The 17,828-nt window shown below is 66.0% G+C and carries 18 protein-coding genes and 1 pseudogene; 10 read left to right on the top strand and 9 right to left on the bottom strand.

Annotated elements, in window-relative coordinates; all coding sequences use genetic code 11:
* Window positions 1-100 precede the first annotated feature (100 nt).
* Window positions 101-1,504 carry a cardiolipin synthase gene (cls, locus tag VFG49_RS10020; protein WP_324860009.1) on the bottom strand — a complete coding sequence of 468 codons (1,404 nt, stop codon included), beginning with the start codon at window positions 1,502-1,504 and terminating at the stop codon, window positions 101-103.
* Between the two features lie 71 nt (window positions 1,505-1,575).
* Window positions 1,576-2,505, bottom strand: a complete 930-nt coding sequence (locus tag VFG49_RS10015; protein WP_324860007.1) for a LysR family transcriptional regulator — start codon at window positions 2,503-2,505, stop codon at window positions 1,576-1,578.
* Window positions 2,506-2,602: 97 nt separating this feature from the next.
* Between VFG49_RS10015 and VFG49_RS10010 the strand changes: the two genes are divergently transcribed.
* From VFG49_RS10010 to VFG49_RS10000, 3 genes are read left to right on the top strand one after another with little or no spacing between them, the layout of a single operon-like run.
* Entirely contained in the window at window positions 2,603-3,835 is a 1,233-nt protein-coding gene (locus VFG49_RS10010; RefSeq protein ID WP_324860005.1) for an MFS transporter, read from the top strand.
* A gap of 25 nt (window positions 3,836-3,860) precedes the next feature.
* A complete protein-coding gene (locus VFG49_RS10005; protein WP_324860003.1) occupies window positions 3,861-4,919 on the top strand; it encodes an SDR family oxidoreductase in 1,059 nt (352 codons plus the stop codon).
* Window positions 4,920-4,940: 21 nt separating this feature from the next.
* Complete coding sequence (locus tag VFG49_RS10000; RefSeq protein WP_324860001.1) at window positions 4,941-5,954, top strand: zinc-binding alcohol dehydrogenase family protein; 1,014 nt, start codon at window positions 4,941-4,943, stop codon at window positions 5,952-5,954.
* A gap of 81 nt (window positions 5,955-6,035) precedes the next feature.
* Here VFG49_RS10000 and VFG49_RS09995 read toward each other — a convergent pair whose 3' ends face one another.
* On the bottom strand, window positions 6,036-7,403 hold the full coding sequence (locus VFG49_RS09995) for an FAD/NAD(P)-binding protein (protein ID WP_324859999.1): 1,368 nt from the start codon (window positions 7,401-7,403) through the stop codon (window positions 6,036-6,038).
* A 41-nt stretch (window positions 7,404-7,444) separates the two neighbouring features.
* Window positions 7,445-8,023 (bottom strand): cysteine dioxygenase family protein, encoded by a 579-nt coding sequence (locus tag VFG49_RS09990; RefSeq protein WP_324859997.1) that lies wholly within the window; start codon window positions 8,021-8,023, stop codon window positions 7,445-7,447.
* A 238-nt stretch (window positions 8,024-8,261) separates the two neighbouring features.
* On the opposite strand from VFG49_RS09990, the gene VFG49_RS09985 reads away from it, so the two are divergent.
* Window positions 8,262-8,543: a hypothetical protein gene (locus VFG49_RS09985; protein WP_324859995.1), complete on the top strand. Its 282-nt coding sequence runs from the start codon at window positions 8,262-8,264 to the stop codon at window positions 8,541-8,543.
* Between the two features lie 107 nt (window positions 8,544-8,650).
* Here the strand turns inward: VFG49_RS09985 and VFG49_RS09980 are convergent, their stop codons facing one another.
* Window positions 8,651-9,310 carry an energy transducer TonB gene (locus VFG49_RS09980; protein WP_324859993.1) on the bottom strand — a complete coding sequence of 220 codons (660 nt, stop codon included), beginning with the start codon at window positions 9,308-9,310 and terminating at the stop codon, window positions 8,651-8,653.
* A 178-nt stretch (window positions 9,311-9,488) separates the two neighbouring features.
* Window positions 9,489-10,316 (bottom strand): universal stress protein, encoded by an 828-nt coding sequence (locus VFG49_RS09975; RefSeq protein WP_324859991.1) that lies wholly within the window; start codon window positions 10,314-10,316, stop codon window positions 9,489-9,491.
* 203 nt (window positions 10,317-10,519) lie between these two features.
* Here VFG49_RS09975 and VFG49_RS09970 point away from each other — a divergent pair, with 203 nt between their 5' ends.
* From VFG49_RS09970 to VFG49_RS09955, 4 genes are all read left to right on the top strand, one after another.
* Entirely contained in the window at window positions 10,520-11,740 is a 1,221-nt protein-coding gene (locus VFG49_RS09970; RefSeq protein ID WP_324859989.1) for an ISL3 family transposase, read from the top strand.
* A gap of 218 nt (window positions 11,741-11,958) precedes the next feature.
* Window positions 11,959-12,396 (top strand): hypothetical protein, encoded by a 438-nt coding sequence (locus VFG49_RS09965; RefSeq protein ID WP_324859987.1) that lies wholly within the window; start codon window positions 11,959-11,961, stop codon window positions 12,394-12,396.
* A gap of 117 nt (window positions 12,397-12,513) precedes the next feature.
* Complete coding sequence (gene trhA / locus VFG49_RS09960; protein WP_324859985.1) at window positions 12,514-13,182, top strand: PAQR family membrane homeostasis protein TrhA; 669 nt, start codon at window positions 12,514-12,516, stop codon at window positions 13,180-13,182.
* Window positions 13,179-13,556, top strand: coding sequence for a TfoX/Sxy family protein (locus tag VFG49_RS09955; protein WP_324859983.1), 378 nt, complete (start codon window positions 13,179-13,181; stop codon window positions 13,554-13,556). Before trhA ends, VFG49_RS09955 begins: the two co-directional genes overlap by 4 nt.
* An 18-nt stretch (window positions 13,557-13,574) precedes the next feature.
* On the opposite strand, the gene VFG49_RS09950 is transcribed toward VFG49_RS09955, so the two are convergent.
* Both VFG49_RS09950 and VFG49_RS09945 read right to left on the bottom strand, forming a co-directional pair.
* Complete coding sequence (locus VFG49_RS09950; protein ID WP_324859981.1) at window positions 13,575-15,341, bottom strand: DUF885 domain-containing protein; 1,767 nt, start codon at window positions 15,339-15,341, stop codon at window positions 13,575-13,577.
* Between the two features lie 90 nt (window positions 15,342-15,431).
* Window positions 15,432-15,914, bottom strand: coding sequence for a DUF456 domain-containing protein (locus tag VFG49_RS09945; protein ID WP_324860047.1), 483 nt, complete (start codon window positions 15,912-15,914; stop codon window positions 15,432-15,434).
* 186 nt (window positions 15,915-16,100) lie between these two features.
* Here VFG49_RS09945 and VFG49_RS09940 point away from each other — a divergent pair, with 186 nt between their 5' ends.
* A complete protein-coding gene (locus tag VFG49_RS09940; protein WP_324860045.1) occupies window positions 16,101-16,700 on the top strand; it encodes an RIO1 family regulatory kinase/ATPase in 600 nt (199 codons plus the stop codon).
* A gap of 226 nt (window positions 16,701-16,926) precedes the next feature.
* Window positions 16,927-17,529 carry a short chain dehydrogenase gene (locus VFG49_RS09935; RefSeq protein WP_324859979.1) on the top strand — a complete coding sequence of 201 codons (603 nt, stop codon included), beginning with the start codon at window positions 16,927-16,929 and terminating at the stop codon, window positions 17,527-17,529.
* Between the two features lie 151 nt (window positions 17,530-17,680).
* On the opposite strand, the pseudogene VFG49_RS09930 reads toward VFG49_RS09935, so the two are convergent.
* Window positions 17,681-17,828: pseudogene (locus VFG49_RS09930) on the bottom strand (ferredoxin--NADP reductase); the annotation flags it as partial.

Raw genomic sequence — 17,828 nt, 5'->3', positions numbered from 1 at the left:
TCCTGTAGGAGCGCAGCCTGTGCGCGATCGCGGCGTGTCCGTTCCGACGCCATGCAGGCTGTTCGCGCACTGGGTGCGCTCCTGCAAGAGAACGCGGGAGTTACAGCACCGGGTCGAACAATCGCGCCACGTGCATCGCCAGGCGCCGCATGTACGGAGCCTTGAGGTATTCCGCCTCGGTCACTTCATGGGCATGCGAGAAATCCTCGCAGAGCATCGCTTCCACCTCGGCGGCGAAGGCGCGCTCCACGTTCAACGCGCCGATCTCGAAGTTGAGACGGAATGAACGGTTGTCCAGGTTCATGCTGCCGACCAAGGCGGTGTCGTCGTCGATCAGCACCACCTTCTGATGCAGGAAGCCCGGCTGGTAGCGGAATACGCGGATGCCTGCCTGCACTGCGTCGTGCGCGTAGAGCCCGGTGGCAAGAAACACCGCATGATGATCAGGACGAGCGGGAATCATCACGCGCACGTCGACGCCCCGGAACACTGCCAGGCGCAGGGCCGACATCACCGCCTGGTCGGGTACGAAGTAGGGCGTGGTGATCCACAGTCGGCGTCGCGCCGAGTGGATCAGCGACACGAAAAACAGTGAGCAGGTTTCCTGCCGATCGGCGGGGCCGGTGGTGGCGATCAAGGTGTGTGCGTGGCCATTGCCGGCGCGCGGGCGCATGAGCGGCGGCAACTCACCGGTGACCCAGTGCCAATCTTCCGCGAAGCTGCGCTGCAGGTCCGCCACGGCCGGGCCCTCGATTTCCAGGTGCGTGTCGCGCCATGGCGCCAGCGGTGGCTTGAGACCGAGGTATTCGTCGCCCACGTTGAGGCCGCCGACGAAGCCCAGCGCGCCGTCCACCACGACGATCTTGCGGTGGTTGCGGAAGTTCAGCTGGAAACGGTTGCTGCGCCGCTGCGTGGCAAACGGATGAATGTGCACGCCGGCATCGCGCAGCGTTTCCACGTAGTGGCGGGGCAGGGCGTGGCTGCCGATGCCGTCGTACAGCACGCACACGTCCACGCCCGCACGGACGCGTTCCAGCAGCGTCTGCTGCATGCGCTGGCCGAGCCGGTCGTCGTGGATGATGAAGAACTGCATCAGCACGCAATGCCTGGCCTGGCCGATCGCACGGAGGATGGCTTCGAAGGTCGCATCCCCATTCACCAGCAGGCGCAAGCGCTGCCCGGGATGGAAGCGAGCGCGCAGCATGTCCGCGATTTCCGCGTAGCGCTCGCAGGCCCGCGGCGCCGAGTTGCCGGATTCGAGCGTGACATCGACGATCGCGTGCATCTGTTCGCGACGCAGGCGATGCAGGTCGATATAGCCGTGAAAACGGCTGCGCCCGAGGTAGAGGTACGGCACCAGCGTGATGTAGGGCAGCAACACGAGTCCCAGCGCCCAGGCGAATGCACCCTGCGGCGTGCGCGTATTCATCACGGCGTGCATGGCCACGACAACACCGGCGGCGTGCAGCACCAGCACGAAGATGCCGATCACGCTGCTCAGCATGGGCGGCGTCCCCTGGATGAGGCGGCGAGCGTGCAGATGGTGTTCGGCATGCGGCCCTCGTCGGCGATCGGTCAGATCATGGCGTTGCGCACGGTGTCCAGCACGTCGCGCTCACGGCGTTGCAGTTCCTGTTGCAGATGATCCACGAATAGCCGGATGCGTGCAGGCAGGTAGCTGCGGCTGGGGTAGATCGCATAGATATGTGCATCGGGCAGGATCACGTCGCCGGACAACGGCACCAGCCGGCCGGCGCGCACGTCCTCGGCGATGTCCCAGGCGGACTTGAAGGCCAGTCCGTGGCCGGCCACGGCCAGTGCGCGCATCAGGTCGCCGTTGTCACAGGTGATCGAGGCATCCACGCGGATAGGGCGGGAGCCTTCCGGCGTCTGCACGACCCACGGCAGGATGCCGTGGCCGGGGCGGTGCAGCATCAGGCAATCGTGCTGCGCCAGGTCTTCGATACGGCTGGGGCGGCCACGGCGGGCGAGATAGTCCGGCGAGGCGCACAGCACGCGGAAGTTGTTGGTGAGCAGGCGCGAGATCAGCCGCGAATCGACCATGGTGCCGCCGCGCACCGCCACATCCACGCCGTGCTCGAACAGGTCGAGCATGGCGTCGGAGTTGGTCAGGCGCAGGCGCAGGGCCGGGTGCCGGGCAGCGAAATCTGCCGCGATCGGACCCACGTACTGGCGTCCCATGTCCACTGCTGCGGAAACGTGCAGTTGGCCGCGCACCTCCAGCTGGCGCAGGCCGACGGCCGAGCAGGCGTCGTCCACGTCCGCGATGATGGCCTGGGCCCGCTCGAAGTAGATGCTGCCCTCTTCAGTGAGGGACAGCCGGCGCGAGCTGCGCTGGAGCAGGCGGACGCCCAGGGCCTGTTCCAGGCGGTTGAGGCGCTTGCTGGCGGCGGCCGGCGACCAGCCGAGCGCCCGCCCGGCGGCCGACAGGCTGCCTTCGGTGACGGCGCGGACGAACAGCCGCATGTCCTCGAAATCGACCATCTTCAACTTTCCGGAAAAGATGCCTCTCTAGTTTGCGCAATTCTCGCCAAGTCGGACAAGCTGCACAGTAGCGGGCAGTCTCCCCCCGGATCTCCCCATGAACCTCTCCACCCCCTCCGAAGGCGCCGATCCGGCGGCCGCGGGCTCATCTCGGTTAGCCCTGCTGGCGCTGTCCGTGGCGGCGTTTGCCATCGGCACCACTGAATTCGTGATCATGGGCCTGCTGCCCGAAGTGGCCAGCGACCTGCACGTCAGCATCCCCTCCGCTGGCCTGCTGGTATCGGGCTATGCGCTCGGCGTGGCGGCGGGCGCACCGCTGCTGGCGGCCCTCACGGCGCGCATGGAGCGTCGCAATGCGCTGCTCCTGCTGCTGGGCCTGTTCATCCTGGGCAATGCGCTGTGCGCGATCGCACCGAACTACGGCGTGCTGATGGTGGCGCGCGTGGTGGCGGCGTTCTGCCATGGCTCGTTCTTCGGCATCGGCGCGGTGGTGGCTTCGCACATCGTGCCGCGCGGCCAGGCCGCGCGTGCCATCGCGCTGATGTTCACCGGCCTTACCCTGGCCAATGTGCTGGGAGTGCCGTTCGGTACCTTCCTGGGCCAATGGGCCGGCTGGCGCTCGACGTTCGGCGCGGTGACGTTGCTCGGCGTCGTCGCCGCCTTCGCCGTGTGGCGGCTGGTGCCAGCCTTGCCGGGCATGCCATCGCCGGACATGCGCCGCGAGATCGTCGTGCTGCGCCAGCCGCAGGTGCTGCTGGCGCTGGCGATGACGGTGCTGGGCTTCGGTGGCGTGTTTACCGTGTTCACCTACATCGCGCCGATCCTGCAGCAGGAGTCGCATGTCAGCGTGGGCGCCACCGGTTGGGTGCTGATCCTGTTCGGCGTGGGCACCACCATCGGCAACATGTTGGGCGGTCGCCTCGCCGACTGGCGACTGATGCCGTCGCTGGCCGGCGTGCTGGTGGTGCTGTCGCTGGTGATGCTGGCCTTTGCATGGACCATGCACAGCACGACCGCGGCGATTGCCACCGTGTTCGTGTGGGGCGTGTTCGCGTTCGCCACGGTCCCGCCGCTGCAGATGCGCGTGGTGCAGCAGGCGGGCGACGGTCCACATCTTGCCTCGACGCTCAACATCGCCGCTTTCAATCTCGGCAATGCCATCGGCGCCTTCATCGGCGGCTCGATGATCGACCTGGGCCTGGGCCTGGGCTTGCCGTCCGTGAGCATTGCCGGCGCCGTTGTCACGCTGCTTGGCCTGCTGGTCACGCTGCTCAGCATGGCGCTGGAGCGCCGTCGCACGATGGTCACCTCTTGCGCCGTCGGCGCCTGATTGTTCCCATCAAGGAAAACCCGACATGACACCGCAGGCAAAGGTCGCGCTGGTGGTTGGCGCGCAGGGTGTGATCGGCCGCAACCTGGTCGATCACCTGTCCACGCTGGATGATTGGCAGGTGATCGGCCTGTCGCGCCGCGGCGGTGCATCGAGTGAGCGCGTGAAGCACATCGCCGTGGATCTTCTCGATGCGGACGACGCGCGGCGCAAACTCGCCCCGCTCACGCAGGTCACGCACGTGTTCTACGCGGCCTATCAGGATCGCCCGAGCTGGGCCGACCTGGTGCCGCCAAACCTCGCCATGCTGGTGAATGTCGTCGAGGCCATCGAGCCGGTGGCGACGAGGCTGGCGCATGTCAGCCTGATGCAGGGCTACAAGGTGTACGGCGGCCACCTCGGTCCGTTCAAGACGCCGGCGCGTGAAACCGATGCGGGCTTCATGCCGCCGGAGTTCATGCATGACCAGCAGCGCTTCCTGGAACAACGGCAGCAGGGCAAGGCATGGAGCTGGTCGGCCATCCGGCCGGCGGTGATCGGCGGATTCGCACTGGGCAATCCGATGAACCTGGTGCTGGCGATAGCCGTCTATGCGTCCATCAGCAAGGAACTCGGCCTGCCGCTGCGGTTTCCTGGCAAGCCGGGCGCCTACCATCCGCTGGTGCAGTTCACCGATGCCGGCCTGCTCGCGCGGGCGACCGTCTGGGCCGCCACCGAGCCGCAGTGCGCGAACCAGGCTTTCAACATCACCAATGGCGACCTGATCCGCTGGGAGGAGGCGTGGCCGGCGATCGCGCGCTATTTCGACATGGAGGTGGGGCCGCCGCTGCCGCTGTCGCTGGACACGGTGATGGCCGACAAGGAGCCGCTCTGGCGCGCCATGGGCCAACGACACGGCCTGGCCGATCACCCCTATACCGAGGTGTCATCCTGGCGCTTCAGCGATTTCGTGTTCTCCTGGGACTACGACATGTTCGGCGACGGCTCCAAGGCGCGCCGTTCCGGCTTCCACGAGTACATCGAGACGCAGGCGATGTTCACGCGACTTTTCGATGACTTTCGTCGGCGCAGAATCATTCCCTGACGTTTCCCCGCTGGAGATCCCATGAAAGCCGTTGCCTATCGCCACAGCCTGCCCATCACGGACCCCCACAGCCTGCTGGACGTGGCATTGCCCGAGCCAGTGGCGCAGGGCCGCGACCTGCTGGTGAAAGTGGAGGCCATCTCGGTCAATCCGGTGGATACCAAGATCCGCCAGCGCACCGATCCGCAAGGTGCGGACAAAGTGCTGGGCTGGGATGCTGCGGGCACGGTGGTGTCCGTGGGCGCCGAGGTGACGCTGTTCAAGCCGGGTGACGATGTGTACTACGCCGGCGCGATCGATCGTTCCGGCAGCAACGCCGAGCTGCAACTGGTGGACGAGCGCATCGTGGGGCGCAAGCCATCCACGCTCGATTTCGCCCATGCCGCGGCGATGCCGCTCACCACGATTACCGCGTGGGAATTATTGTTTGATCGTCTCGGCGTGCCGCGCGGCAGCTCGGGGCAGAGTGGCGTGGCATTGATCGTCGGTGGCGCAGGCGGCGTGGGTTCGATGGCCATCCAGCTGGCACGCCGGCTGACCAACTACACCGTGGTTGCCACCGCGTCGCGCGAGGACAGCCGTGCGTGGGCCAGCGGGATGGGTGCGCATCACGTCGTCGATCACCGCACAGATCTCGCCACCGCCGTGCGCACGGTGGCGCCGCAGGGCGTGGACGTCGTACTCAGCCTTACCCATACCGAGCAGCACTTTCCTGCGCTGGTGGATCTGCTCAAGCCGCAAGGCAGGTTGGGCCTTATCGACGATCCGGCCTCGCCGCTGGACATCCGTCTGATGAAATCCAAGAGCCTGTCGTTGCACTGGGAGTTCATGTACACGCGCTCGCTGCACCACACCGCGGACATGCAGGCGCAACACCGTATCCTCAACGAGGTTGCCGATCTGGTCGATGCCGGCGTGCTGCGCACGACGTTGCGCGAGAACCTCGGTGCCATCCGTGCCGACAACCTGCGCCGCGCGCATGCGCAACTGGAAAGCGCCAGCACGATCGGCAAGCTGGTGCTCAGCGGGTTCTGATCGACCGATCGTTGAAACGACGAAGGCGGCGGGCAGGGGCAACGCCCCGCATCCGCCGCCTTCGACTCACAGATTTCAGCGCTACGGCTGCAGCAGTCGATCAGCGAGATTGCGCGCCTGCTGGCGGATCTCCGGCATCGCCGTGGATTCCCACAGCGTGCCGCGCAGCAGCGTGCCGATGGCATAGAAGTGCGGCCACGCGTGGCCGTTGCGCTCCAGGCGACCTTCGGGCGTAGCCACGCAACCCAGGCCCAGCGGATCGGGCGTCACGTGGCCATTGGTCACCAGCTGCCGCGCCAGCGGGTGCTGGGTGCGGCGCACATCGGTATTGAGTCCCACGGTCTGGATGACCAGGTCGGCATCCATCGTCTCCACGCCTTTGCCGTGCGGCCGGCGGATGTCCAGGCGCAACGTGTCGCCCGCGACTTCCACCGATTGCAGGCGCCCGCGCCGACGGTGCAGGCGGCCGGCATCTTCCAGCTGCTGCATGGAGGCCATCACCTGCGGCGGCATGCGATGGCGCACGCGCTCCCAGGCCCAGCGCGCGTGGCGCAGGAAACGCGCACGCTCTGCTTCGGGCAGCAGCGCCCACAACGAAGGCGTGTGCGGACGCAGGCTGTCGATCACGGTGCGCCAGTCGCTGCTCTGCTCGATTGCTTCGCGCAGCAGGCGGATCCAGGTGCGGATGTCCGGTGCTTCGCGCATCGATTCGATCAGTTCGCTGCTGTCGTCGGCAGGCGCGGAGGCATTTTCCAGGTGCGCCTCGGGCAACAGCCCGTGGCGCGAAATCGCCTCGAACGTGGCATGGGGCCACAGCACCGACAATTCCAGCAGCACGTCCACGGCCGTCAGGCCGAGCCCGATCAGCACGACCTTGCGCGGCTGCGCATCCGGCCGGGCATTGGCCAGGAAACCCCACGGCTCGGTGACGTAGCGTCCGCTTTCAAGCGCCGCATCGCTCACGCCGCCCAGCGGTTGCGGCGGCAGCGAGCCGATCGCCAGTACGGCGGCATCGACGCGGGTGCTCTCTTCGCCATGGATCACGTTGATGCCATCGCCTTCCGGCACCACGGCATCGACGCCAAAAGGCAGCACGCGCACATCGTGCCCTTCCTCACGCGCGCGCTTGAGCGCATGCGTGACTTCTGATTCGAGATAGTCGCCGTACAACCGGCGCGGCAGGAAATCGGTGCCGGCGATGCTGCCGTCGCCGCGCTGCGCGAAATTCAGGAAGCCACTCGGCCTGGCGACGAACATGCTCATGGATGCGGCGCGCACGTTCAACAGGTGGCGGTCGGAGCGCGTGCCGTAGGCAACGCCGCGCGCCGGCGTGCCACCGCCGGTGTACCAGTCCAGATGCAGCGGGTGCGGCGGCTGGCGTTCCAGCAACTCGCTCAGCAGTGCTGCCGCTGCAGCACCGCCGCCGATGATGGCGACCCGTCGATACATGCCACTCCCTTGAAAAGCGTGATGGTCTATTGTGGCCTGGCTCAGGCGCACAGCTGCCCGGTGATGGCGCTGCGCTGCGGCCTGGCAAGCCACTGGCCGGATTCACCGGCTTCTTCGTACGCGAAGTACTGTGCCAGATCGCCACCATAGACGTGAAGCGTCAGCGCGGTTTCCTGGCGCGAAAGGTTGCGGCAGCGGTGGGCATAGCGATCGTCGGCGTCGAACCAGGTAGTGTCGCCAGGGCCCAGCCAGTCGCGCCCGACCTGGCGCAGGATCTTTCCCTCGGGATCGCGATCCCACGATTCCACTTCCAACGCGCCATGCAACGCCAGCTCCAGACCCCACAGCCCCGCATGATCGTGCACGGGTGTGGCGTGATTGGCAGGCCATGCCATCACCAGCACGCTGATGCCCGGGTTGCCGCGACGGGCGATCAGCCAGCGTTCGAACCCCTTGTCGCGTCGGCGCAGGCTGGCCAGGCCATCGTTCAATGATTGCCTGTTCTGGAATACCGCGCGACTCAATTCCCTTGCCATCGATGCAAGGTCCGGGTGCTCGCCTACACCGTAGTCAAACGCAATATCACGCAGCGCCTTGAGGTGTTGCATGTGTTTGGCCATGCGAGGTTGCTCGGTGGAAACCGGGCCGCAGTGGAGCATGCGCATCGTTAAAGTCCCGTAACCCCATGGCATGGTCATGGTGCTGCCGAAGCCATGACTTTCGCGACATGTGCGCCACCCGGCAAAAGCGCAGGATCAGCTCGACACCGGACTTGAAAAGCGCATGAGCCGCCTGCAGCTGGGTGATGCGTTACGACTACCGGATGGGTCACCACGGAGGAGGATCGTCATGATCGCTATGAGCGTGCTCCTGATGTTGTTCGTCGGACTCTGGCTTGCGGTCGCCCTCGTCGGCGCCGTGTTCAAGTTGACCTTCGTCTTGATCGGCGGCCTGTTCCATCTGATCGGCGCCGTTCTCGGACTGGTCTTTGGCGGACTGGCGCTGATGATCATCGCGCCGGTGATCGCGCTCGCCCTGCTTCCGCTCTTCTTCCCGCTCCTGCTGCTCGTGGCCATCGTGTGGGCCATTGCGCGCGCGTCGCGCCGACCGGCGGAACCCGCGCCCGCAACGGTGCGTTGATCCATCGCTTGCCGTGGAAGGGCCCGGTCTGACGCTGGATGCAGGCCGGGCCTTCCCCCTTTAAGTCGCGCGATGTTCCCGATGACGGTTAGCGCGTCTTCTTCCCGCTACAACTGGTTCACGCTGAAGGTCACCGGCACGCGCGCCCAGGCGCGTACGGCGTGGCCGCTCACGGTCGCCGGCTGGAACTTCCACCCGCGCATCACCTGCTCGCGCGCGCTGCGGTCCAGCACGGCGTAGCCGCTGCTTTTTTCGATCGTCACGTCCTGTGGCACGCCGTTTTCGTCGACCAGCACCTTCAGGATGACCGTGCCCTCCATGCGCGAGCGCAGCGCCGGCGCCGGGTATTTCAGCGGCACCGCGCGGTAGGCCAGGGTCGCCTCGATCGGCGCCGTGCCGACATCGGGTTGCGTGGCAGGCGGTGCAATGGTTGGTGGCGTGGGTATCGCGGCGACCGTGCCCTCGTCGGAAGTATTGACGATCGGCGGCGATACCGGCTGCGGCTTCACCTGCGTGCGCGGCACCGGCACGGTCTTGGGTAACGGCGTGAGTTCGATATCCGGCGGTGGTTCCACCTTCGGCGGCGGCGGAATGAAGCGGACCTGTGTCTCGATCAGGCGCTGTGCCTGCTCGATCAGCCTGGGCGCCATCGGCCGCATCACGGCGACCAGGGCGATGAGGTTGATGGCGATGGCGGCGCTCATGGCAGCGATGCGCACGCTGTCCGGATGGACGTGACGGGGTACGGCCAGGCTTGCGGACGACATAAGGCGACCTCCTGACGTTTCGACGTTGGGTTGTATGCCGCCGGGCACGCCGCGTGGGGACGCAGTGGGGATCGTGCCGGTGCGAAACCAGCCTATGCCCGTCGAAAAGGCTTGCGCAAGTAGCCGTATGGAAGGCTATTCTGTGCGGCGCGACGTCAAGGCCCGCAAAACCGGTTTTTCAGTGCGCGACCAGCATGGGCACGTCGCCATGCATGAACAGGTGGCGCGTGGTGCCGCCCAGCACCATCTGCGCAAGCCGCGAACGGCTCCAGGCTCCCATCACGATCAAGTCCGCGCCCTGCGCATGGGCCGCCGCCAGCACGGCCGGGCCGGCGGCATGGCTGGGGCCGCTATTGAGGGGCTCGACATGAGCCTGGATGCCGTGGCGATCCAGCCAGTCGGCCAACCCGGGCGGGGGCAACACCGGCAACATGTCCTCGTTCATTTCGCTGCCGTCCAGCACCCGGACCTCGTCGGCGCGCTGCAGGAGGGGAACGGCAGCGGCGAGTGCCAATGCCGATTCGCGGCTGCCATTCCAGGCCACCGTGATGCGCGCACCGATGCTGCCCACCGCGGCCACGTCCGGCACCACCAGCACGGGGCGTCCACAGGCAAAGACGCAGCGTGACACCGAGCCGAATCCTACCGGCGCATCGCTGCGCTGCTGGCTCCGTTCCATGACCAGCAGGTCGTAGCCGGAAGTCGCCTGGCTCACCGCCTGTACCGTGTCGCCCTGGGTGACACGCCAGCTGCCGGTCAATCCCTGTGTGGCGAGCGTTTGCAACCATGCGCCTTCATGCGTTTGTGCTTCGCTGACGCGGCGCTGGGTTTCTTCCAACTGCACAGGCACCGCTTCGGGAAGGCTGAAGGCGGTGGCGGGAAGGTCGGCCACGTAGAGCGCATCGAGCCGTGCGCCGAGTCGTTTCGCCAGGGCGAGGGCCGCGCGGGGTGCAGCGGCACCCAGGTCCAGGTGATCCAGATGCAACAGCAGGTCGATGGCTGACATCGCGAGGTCCTCCGGTTCCTGGTCGGCATCCAGCTTAGAGCGTGCCGCCGATGGAGGTGTAGCCCCTCTTGTCGCAACCAGGTATGGCCGCTCGCTCCCCTGCGCAAACGGCGCAAAAAAAGGGTTCTTCGCCGATTTCCGTGGAGGCTTTTCGGGGCTAGCCGTACCCTACGAGGCTGATTTCATGGGCATTGGGGCGAAGGATGCTGGATCGGAAGACGATCGAGGCGCTGGGCGGCTGGGAGGGCTATCGTTTGGAGCGCGTCGTGTGGCCCGAAGGCAGCAGTCGCACGGTGTCGCTTTACCTCAAGCCCAAGGCCCGAGTGATGCACTGCGCGCATTGCGGTGCGCGTTGCAAGCAGATCCATGAGACGACCGTTCGCCGGGTCCGTGACCTGCCCTTTTTCGAGTTTCGGGTGGTGTTACATGTGCCCCGGCGGCGGGTTTGGTGTGAGCGCTGCGGCGGCCCGCGGCTGGAGAAGTTGAGCTGGCTAGGGCGCTATCAGCGGGTGACTGACCGGCTGGCCGAGGCGGTCAGTCAGTTGCTTCTATCCAGCAACATCCAGGCCGTGGCCCGTTTCTTCCAGTTGGGTTGGCATACCGTCAAGGCGATCGATAAAGCCTTGCTACGGAGCACCGTGCATGCGCCTGACTGGAGCCAGATTCATTATCTGGCCATGGACGAGTTCGCTCTGCACAAGGGGCACCGTTATGCCACGGTCGTGGTCGACCCGATCCGGCGCCAAGTCCTGTGGCTCGGGCTGGGTCGATCACGTGACACGGCGAAGGCCTTCTTCGAACAGCTGCCTGCGGGCATAGCCCAGCAGATCCGCGCGGTGGCCATCGATATGACCACGGCTTACGAGCTGGAGATTCGTGCCCATTGTCCGCAAGCGGAGGTCGTCTTCGACCTGTTCCACGTCGTGGCCAAATATGGCCGCGACGTCATTGACCGGGTGCGCGTGGACCAAGCCAATCATCTCCGACAGGATCGGCCCGCCCGGCGTGTCATCAAGTCCAGTCGCTGGCTGTTGTTGCGCAACCGGGACAACCTTGAGCCTCGACAGGCGGTGCAACTCAAGGAACTGCTGCAGGCTAACCAGCCGCTACTGAGTGTGTATCTCATGCGCGATGAACTTAAGCGGCTGTGGTTCTACCGTCGCCCTGCCTGGGCCAGGCAGGCCTGGAAAAACTGGTGCGAACAGGCCCTGCGCAGCGGCATTGGCCCACTGACCCTCTTCGCCCAGCGCCTACAAGCCTACCAACACGGGATCTTGTCCCGCTGCAGGCATCCGCTCAATACAAGCATCGTTGAAGGCATCAACAACACCATCAAGGTCATCAAGCGCCGCGCCTACGGCTACCGCGATCAGGAGTACTTCTTCCTTAAGATCCGCGCTGCCTTCCCCGGTAATTCGCGATGAACCAAAAAAAGAGCCCCGCACAGGGTGGCGGGGCAGCAAGGCCGGACGTCGGGGGAGAGAGAGGGGACGCCCGGTTGTGCCATTCTCCACACAACAGGCTTGCGGCGTTGTACAACCGGAGTGAAGGAGCCATTCACGCGGTAGGTGACGCATACTTGCCAGAATCGAGCAGCCCGCGCGGTCGGGGTGGCGACCGGAACGACTTGAGGAGTTGCAGCATGGCAACCTGGAAGCGCTTGGCCGTGCCGGCGCTGGCATGTGTGATCGGACTGGGTGCGACGGCCCCGGCGCGCGCCGGCGAGCTGGAGTGCAAGATGACTTTCAACCTCTCCGGCTGGTCGGTCTTCTACCAGACCGCCGAAGGCAGCGGCACCGTCCATTGCGCCAATGGACAGACCATGGGCGTGCACATCCGCGTCAAGGGCGGCGGCCTGACGTTCGGCAAGAGCCAGATCAGCAATGGCGTGGGCAAGTTCTCGGGCATCAGCAGCATCAGCGAGATCAAGGGCCACTATGCCGATGCGGGCGTGCATGCCGGTGCGTCCAAGTCGGCGGGGGCGCGCGTGATGACCAAGGGCAATGTCTCGCTGGCGCTCAGCGGCACGGGCAAGGGTTGGGACCTGGGCGTAGCCTTTGGCGCCTTCATCATCGAATGAGGTGAACCATGACGCGGTGTGGCGTTTCATACATGCCGCTTACCTTGCAATCGGGCTGCGGCCGGCTAAGGTAGTCGGCTACGTACGCCCCCGTACGTAGCCCCAAAGGAAATCCGCATGTCCGTCAATTCTGGCTCGGTGCTACCCCGTTATGCGTTTGGCGACGAGCTCGCCAGCAGCGTCATCCACGGCATCGGCATCCTGCTGAGCATTGCCGGCCTGGCTACCCTGGTCGCCTACGCCTCGCTCTACGCCGACGCCCGGGCCATCGTGGCCAGTGCCGTGTTCGGCACCTCGCTGATCCTCTGCTACACCGCCTCCACGCTGTACCACTCCATTCCCGGAGTGCCGGCCAAGCGCGTGCTGCGCACGCTGGATCACATCGCGATCTTCCTGCTGATCGCCGGCACCTACACGCCCTTTACCCTGCTCGCGCTGCCCGGCGTATGGGGCTGGAGCCTGTTCGGTACGGTGTGGGCGCTGGCCCTGATGGGCAGTGCCCTGGAACTGGGATTGTTGAAGAGGTACCGCAAGCTGGCCGTGTTGATGTACGTGGGCATGGGCTGGGTGGGCGTGGTGGCGTTCAAGCCGCTGCTGGCGCACCTGCAGACCGGCGGGATGGTGCTGCTGCTGGCCGGTGGCGCGGCGTACACGCTGGGCGTGCCGTTCTACCTGTGGCGCAAGCTGCCGTACCATCATTCGGTGTGGCACTTCTTCGTGCTTGCCGGCAGCGTGTGTCACTTCCTTGCCGTGCTGCTTTACGTGCTGCCCGACGGGCCGGCGTGAACCCCGCTATTGAGGCGCTGCGCGCGGCTCTGGAAGATGCGGCCACGCATCTGGGCAGGCCGCACGACCTGCGCTTCAAGCCGATGTTCGGTGGCCTCATGGCGTACTTCGCCGAGAAACCCTGCGCGTGGATTTCCGCGGACGGCCTCGCGTTGAAGGTGGCCGCCGCCGACCAGGACGAACTGCTGGCCATCGAAGGCGCGCGCCGCTTCCGCCACACGCCGTCCGCCGCGCCAAGCCGCGGCTACATCATCGTGCCGTCCTCACTGTGTCGGGACACGCCGCGCTTTGCCGCGTGGCTCGCGCGCAGCGCACTGGCCGCACCGATGGCCCAACGAAAAGGGCCGCGCCCGAAGACGCGGCCCTCGCGCTGACCGTCACCGGTCCGGCGCTTATTTCTTCTTCTGCGACGGAATGAACTGCGTGCGCACGGCTTCGGCCAACTGCTCGGGCGGCAACAGGCCCTGGCCAATCACGAAGTCATTGAACGCCTGGCGATTGAAGTCTTTGCCCAGCGCGAGCTCGGTATTGAGGCGTGTCTGCTGCAGGCGCATGTAGCCGTAGAAGTACGCAGTGGCTTGGCCCGGACTGTTGAAGGTGTAGCGGTCCAGTTCCTGCTGCGTCATCGCTTCGGACAGGCCCACGTCGTAGCGCAGCACGTCGTGCGCACGCTCCTTGCTGATCATCCCGAGGTTGAGCATCGGGTCGAGGTAGGCACGCGCCGCGCGCTGCAGGCGTGCCTGCAGTGCCACGAACTGGCCTGACGGCGGCTCGTACGGCAGCATTTCCGATTCGGCATACAGCGCCCAGCCTTCCACGTTGACGCTGTTGAACGCGAACAGGCTGCGTGCCAGCGACACGCCACGCTCGACCATTGCCGCGAACTGCAGTTCGTGGCCCGGGCGACCTTCGTGCGCGGTCAGCGTCCAGGCGGCGGCCTTATAGGTGAAGTCGTCATAGGAATCGGACTTGCCGCCGCTGGGGTTGCCCATGGTCAGCACGAACGTGCCCTGTTCGCCGTGGTTGTTGATGAAGGGCGGCGGATCCATGTGCGGTGCCGGCACCGCGGCGGTTTCCGCTTCCGACGCCAGCCGCATCTGCATCTTGCGTTGCGGCAGCGTGATGATGTGCTCGCGGCGGATGGTGTCCTCGATCTTGCCGATGATCTCGTGATACCACGGCACCACGTCGTCCTTGCCGAGCTGCTGCTTCTTCAGCTCCTTCAGCACGTCGCGATAGTCGTTGGACTTGAAGCCTTCTTCCTTGGCCACGACCGGCGCCATCATCTGCATCATCGAGCGCAGTTCGACGAATTCCAGCTGCGCCTGCTTGATGAGATCCTGCGGCGCGATGTCGATGCCCACCTGCTTGAGGTTGTACGCATACAGCGGCTCGGGCAGGCGGAAATCCTCGCGCTGGCGCGGCACGATGGTGGCGCGTACCCACGTGTCGTAATCCTTCAGCTGGGCGTCCATCGCGTCGAGCGCGGCCTTGCCTTCGGCGTTGTCCAGCTTGTACTTGGCGAACAACTGGCGAATGCCCTGCGCATAGCGCTGCGTGTTGGCAAGCTTCTGCTCGACCTCGTTCTTGTACGGGCCGATAAGATCCTTCTCGCCGATGCGCTCCTGCGTCTGCGCCTTGGCCAGATCGATGATCGGCGTGCAGCCCGGGGCCTTGCCCACGTAGCACTCCAGGCGCTTGAGCGCGGAGGGGTGACGCTTGGCATCGACGTCGTCCTTGAGCAGCGCAAACTCGCCCTGGAAGATGGTCTGTCCCACGTCCTGATAGGGCAGCATGTACTTGTGGTTGAGATCGATGCCCTCGACCTGCTCGTCGACGGCCTTGATCATGATCTGCAGGTCCTGGCGGACGTTCGGGTCCTTTTCGGTCGCCAGCATCTTCTCCAGCTTGCCCTTGGCGTCGACCAGCGCGGCGCGCGTGCGAGCATCGACATCGGGCTTGAGGTCCACCACCTTGTCGTCATAACCGGGCACGCCGATCTGCGATGCGAACTCGGGATTGAACCGGGCCAGCACATCCAGCAGCACCTTGGCGTCGGCGTTGCTGCGCTCGACCCAGCTGGCGGTCTTGGTTTCGGCGTGGATCGACCCGGCGAACAGGAGCGACACCGCTGCTGCAAGGGCAAGGCGCTTGGACATGTGGGTTTCCCGCGGATGAGGTGGCACGAGCCTAAAGCGACACCCGCGGCGCGCGCCATGTGCCGAAGGTAGCGGGGCGTACGGGGTGCCTCAGCCGATCAGCCAGGCGAATCCGAACAGGCCGATCATCACGAACGACAGCACCAGCTTTACCAGCGTGCCCAGCAGCAGCCCCACCCAGGTGGCCGCGCCCACGTGGGCCGAGCGCAGCACGCTCGTGCCCGACAGCAGTTCTCCCACCAGCGCGCCGACGAACGGACCCAGCAGCAGGCCCGCGATGCCGAAGAACATGCCAACCAGCGTGCCCAGCGCGGCCCCGGTCAGCGCCCGCTTGCTGGCGCCCACGCGCTGGGCGCCCAGCGTGCCGGACACGAAATCCACCACGATGCCCAGCACGCCGAACACGCCGATGAAGACCAGCCACCACAGCCCCAGGTGCTGGTACTGATCCACGGCCGCCGCAAGCCAGATGCCGCCGAAGATCATCGGAATGCCGGGCAGCGCCGGCAGGATGTTTCCCACCAGCCCACCCACGATCAACAGGGCGGCAAGCACGTAGAGCGCAACTTCCAGCATGGGGTCCTCCGGATGGGCAGCCGCATGGTCGTGGAGCGCGCGTGATGGCGCCATCGTTCCTGCCGCCATGCGGCGGGATCGGCCACAATAGTCGAGCCTCGGCGCTGAACGCCGGACTGCGGATGTTTTGTGGATACCTCGAGCACGATCCTGCTGAAGGCCGATGAACTCGGCCGCATCGAAATGACGGAACGCGATGGCGTGCGTGTAATCCGGCGCGACATCGTCGCGGCGCGCTGGTGGGCACGCGCATTTGCGCGCCGCGCAGCCGCTCGCGAAGCGCGTGCACTGGCGCGACTCGATGGCATCGAAGGCGTGCCGGCGCTTGTCGGCTGGAACGGCAGAGAGTTGTTGCGCAGCTACATTGCCGGTGCGCCGATGCAACAGGCGCAGCCATGTGATCGCGCTTACTACCGTGACGCATTGCGCCTGCTGGCGTTGCTGCATCGGCGCGGCATCGTGCACAACGATCTGGCGAAGGAGCCGAACTGGCTGGTTCGTGAGGACGGCCGCCCCGCGCTGGTGGACTTCCAGATTGCCTGGACGCGTGGCAGGCGCGGCGCGCTGTTCCGCCTGTTGGCCCGGGAGGACGTGCGCCACCTGCTCAAGCACAAACGCACCTATTGCCCCGAGGCGCTCACCGCACGGCAACGCGCCATCCTCGATACACCGGCGCCGCACGCGCGCCTATGGCGCGCCACCGGCAAGCGCCTCTACAAACTCATCGCCCGCCGCATCTTCGGCTACTGGGACAACGAAGGCCAAGGCCGCATCCGCGACTGACGCATGCCCGCTCTCGGTAGGAGCGCACCCAGTGCGCGACCGCAGACTGTCGGCGTCACCGCTTCGCGACGTCCCCTTGGGGATAGGCTTTTCGCGCGCAGGGTGCGCTCCTACAAAATGCAGAACGCATCTCGGGCGCCGCGCGCGACGCTCGACGGGCCGGCACATCATGTGGACACTGTGCATCCGGGCCGCCGATACCGGTGGCCATGCCAGGGATCCAACCATGCGAATCCTGATCGTGGGTGCCAGCGGCACCGTGGGCCGCGCCGTCGCCGACGCGCTTTCGTCCGGTCATGAGCTGGTCCGTGCCGGCCGCAACAGCGGTGACCTGCAGGTCGATCTGACCGACATGGCCAGCGTCGAGCGGATGTACGAAGCCGCCGGTCCGCTGGATGCTGTCGTCACCACTGCCGGCCATGTGCACTTCGGTCCGCTGGCCGACATGACGCCGGCGCAGTTCAACCTGGGTTTGCAGGACAAGCTGATGGGGCAGGTCCATGTGGTGCTTGCCGGCCAGCGCCACCTGCGCGACGGCGGCTCGTTCACCCTCACCAGCGGCATCCTGGCGGAAGAGCCGATCCGTCTGGGCGTGAGCGCCACCACAGTGAACGCAGCGATCGAAGGTTTCGTGCGCGCCGCCGCCACCGAGTTGCCGCGCGGTCTGCGCATCAATGTGGTGAGCGCGACGGTGCTGACCGAGGCGTTGGACGCCTACGGCCCTTATTTCCCTGGCTTCGATGCGGTACCGGGCGCGCGGGTGGCCCAGGCCTATCGACGCAGCGTGGAAGGCGTGGGCACCGGGCGCGTCTACAAGCTCTGGCAATGAGACTTCTTCTGCAGGAGCGCACCCAGTGCCCGACCGCAGCGTTCCGTTGCAAACGCACGGTTGATGTCTGCGCAGACATACGCCGCCGCGCCGTCTCCGTTCCGCCTGATGGCGCACTGGGTGCGCTTCTGCAGGGCGGCGCGCGCGTTGTTTACTTTTCGACGAACGCGCGCTCGATGACGTAGTCGCCCGGCTCGCGCGTGCGCGGCGACACCTGGAAACCTCGGCCATCAAGCAGGGCGCAGGTGTCGGCCAGCATCGAGGGGCTGCCACAGAGCATCACGCGATCGGTTGCCGGG

Source organism: Dyella sp., from assembly GCF_035685885.1.
Taxonomy (GTDB): Bacteria; Pseudomonadota; Gammaproteobacteria; order Xanthomonadales; family Rhodanobacteraceae; genus Dyella.
This window is presented reverse-complemented; position numbering and strand designations above follow the sequence as displayed.

What these genes read in the sequence shown, in the direction of transcription:
- trhA (WP_324859985.1), top strand. Translation starts at nt 12,514, where the DNA reads ATGTCCGTCAATTCTGGCTCGGTGCTACCCCGTTATGCGTTTGGCGAC.
- VFG49_RS10000 (WP_324860001.1), top strand. Translation starts at nt 4,941, where the DNA reads ATGAAAGCCGTTGCCTATCGCCACAGCCTGCCCATCACGGACCCCCAC.
- VFG49_RS09995 (WP_324859999.1), bottom strand. Translation starts at nt 7,403, where the DNA reads ATGTATCGACGGGTCGCCATCATCGGCGGCGGTGCTGCAGCGGCAGCA.
- VFG49_RS09965 (WP_324859987.1), top strand. Translation starts at nt 11,959, where the DNA reads ATGGCAACCTGGAAGCGCTTGGCCGTGCCGGCGCTGGCATGTGTGATC.
- VFG49_RS09985 (WP_324859995.1), top strand. Translation starts at nt 8,262, where the DNA reads ATGAGCGTGCTCCTGATGTTGTTCGTCGGACTCTGGCTTGCGGTCGCC.
- cls (WP_324860009.1), bottom strand. Translation starts at nt 1,504, where the DNA reads ATGCTGAGCAGCGTGATCGGCATCTTCGTGCTGGTGCTGCACGCCGCC.
- VFG49_RS10010 (WP_324860005.1), top strand. Translation starts at nt 2,603, where the DNA reads ATGAACCTCTCCACCCCCTCCGAAGGCGCCGATCCGGCGGCCGCGGGC.
- VFG49_RS10015 (WP_324860007.1), bottom strand. Translation starts at nt 2,505, where the DNA reads ATGGTCGATTTCGAGGACATGCGGCTGTTCGTCCGCGCCGTCACCGAA.
- VFG49_RS09950 (WP_324859981.1), bottom strand. Translation starts at nt 15,341, where the DNA reads ATGTCCAAGCGCCTTGCCCTTGCAGCAGCGGTGTCGCTCCTGTTCGCC.
- VFG49_RS09990 (WP_324859997.1), bottom strand. Translation starts at nt 8,023, where the DNA reads ATGGCCAAACACATGCAACACCTCAAGGCGCTGCGTGATATTGCGTTT.
- VFG49_RS10005 (WP_324860003.1), top strand. Translation starts at nt 3,861, where the DNA reads ATGACACCGCAGGCAAAGGTCGCGCTGGTGGTTGGCGCGCAGGGTGTG.
- VFG49_RS09940 (WP_324860045.1), top strand. Translation starts at nt 16,101, where the DNA reads ATGACGGAACGCGATGGCGTGCGTGTAATCCGGCGCGACATCGTCGCG.
- VFG49_RS09970 (WP_324859989.1), top strand. Translation starts at nt 10,520, where the DNA reads ATGCTGGATCGGAAGACGATCGAGGCGCTGGGCGGCTGGGAGGGCTAT.
- VFG49_RS09935 (WP_324859979.1), top strand. Translation starts at nt 16,927, where the DNA reads ATGCGAATCCTGATCGTGGGTGCCAGCGGCACCGTGGGCCGCGCCGTC.
- VFG49_RS09980 (WP_324859993.1), bottom strand. Translation starts at nt 9,310, where the DNA reads ATGTCGTCCGCAAGCCTGGCCGTACCCCGTCACGTCCATCCGGACAGC.
- VFG49_RS09975 (WP_324859991.1), bottom strand. Translation starts at nt 10,316, where the DNA reads ATGTCAGCCATCGACCTGCTGTTGCATCTGGATCACCTGGACCTGGGT.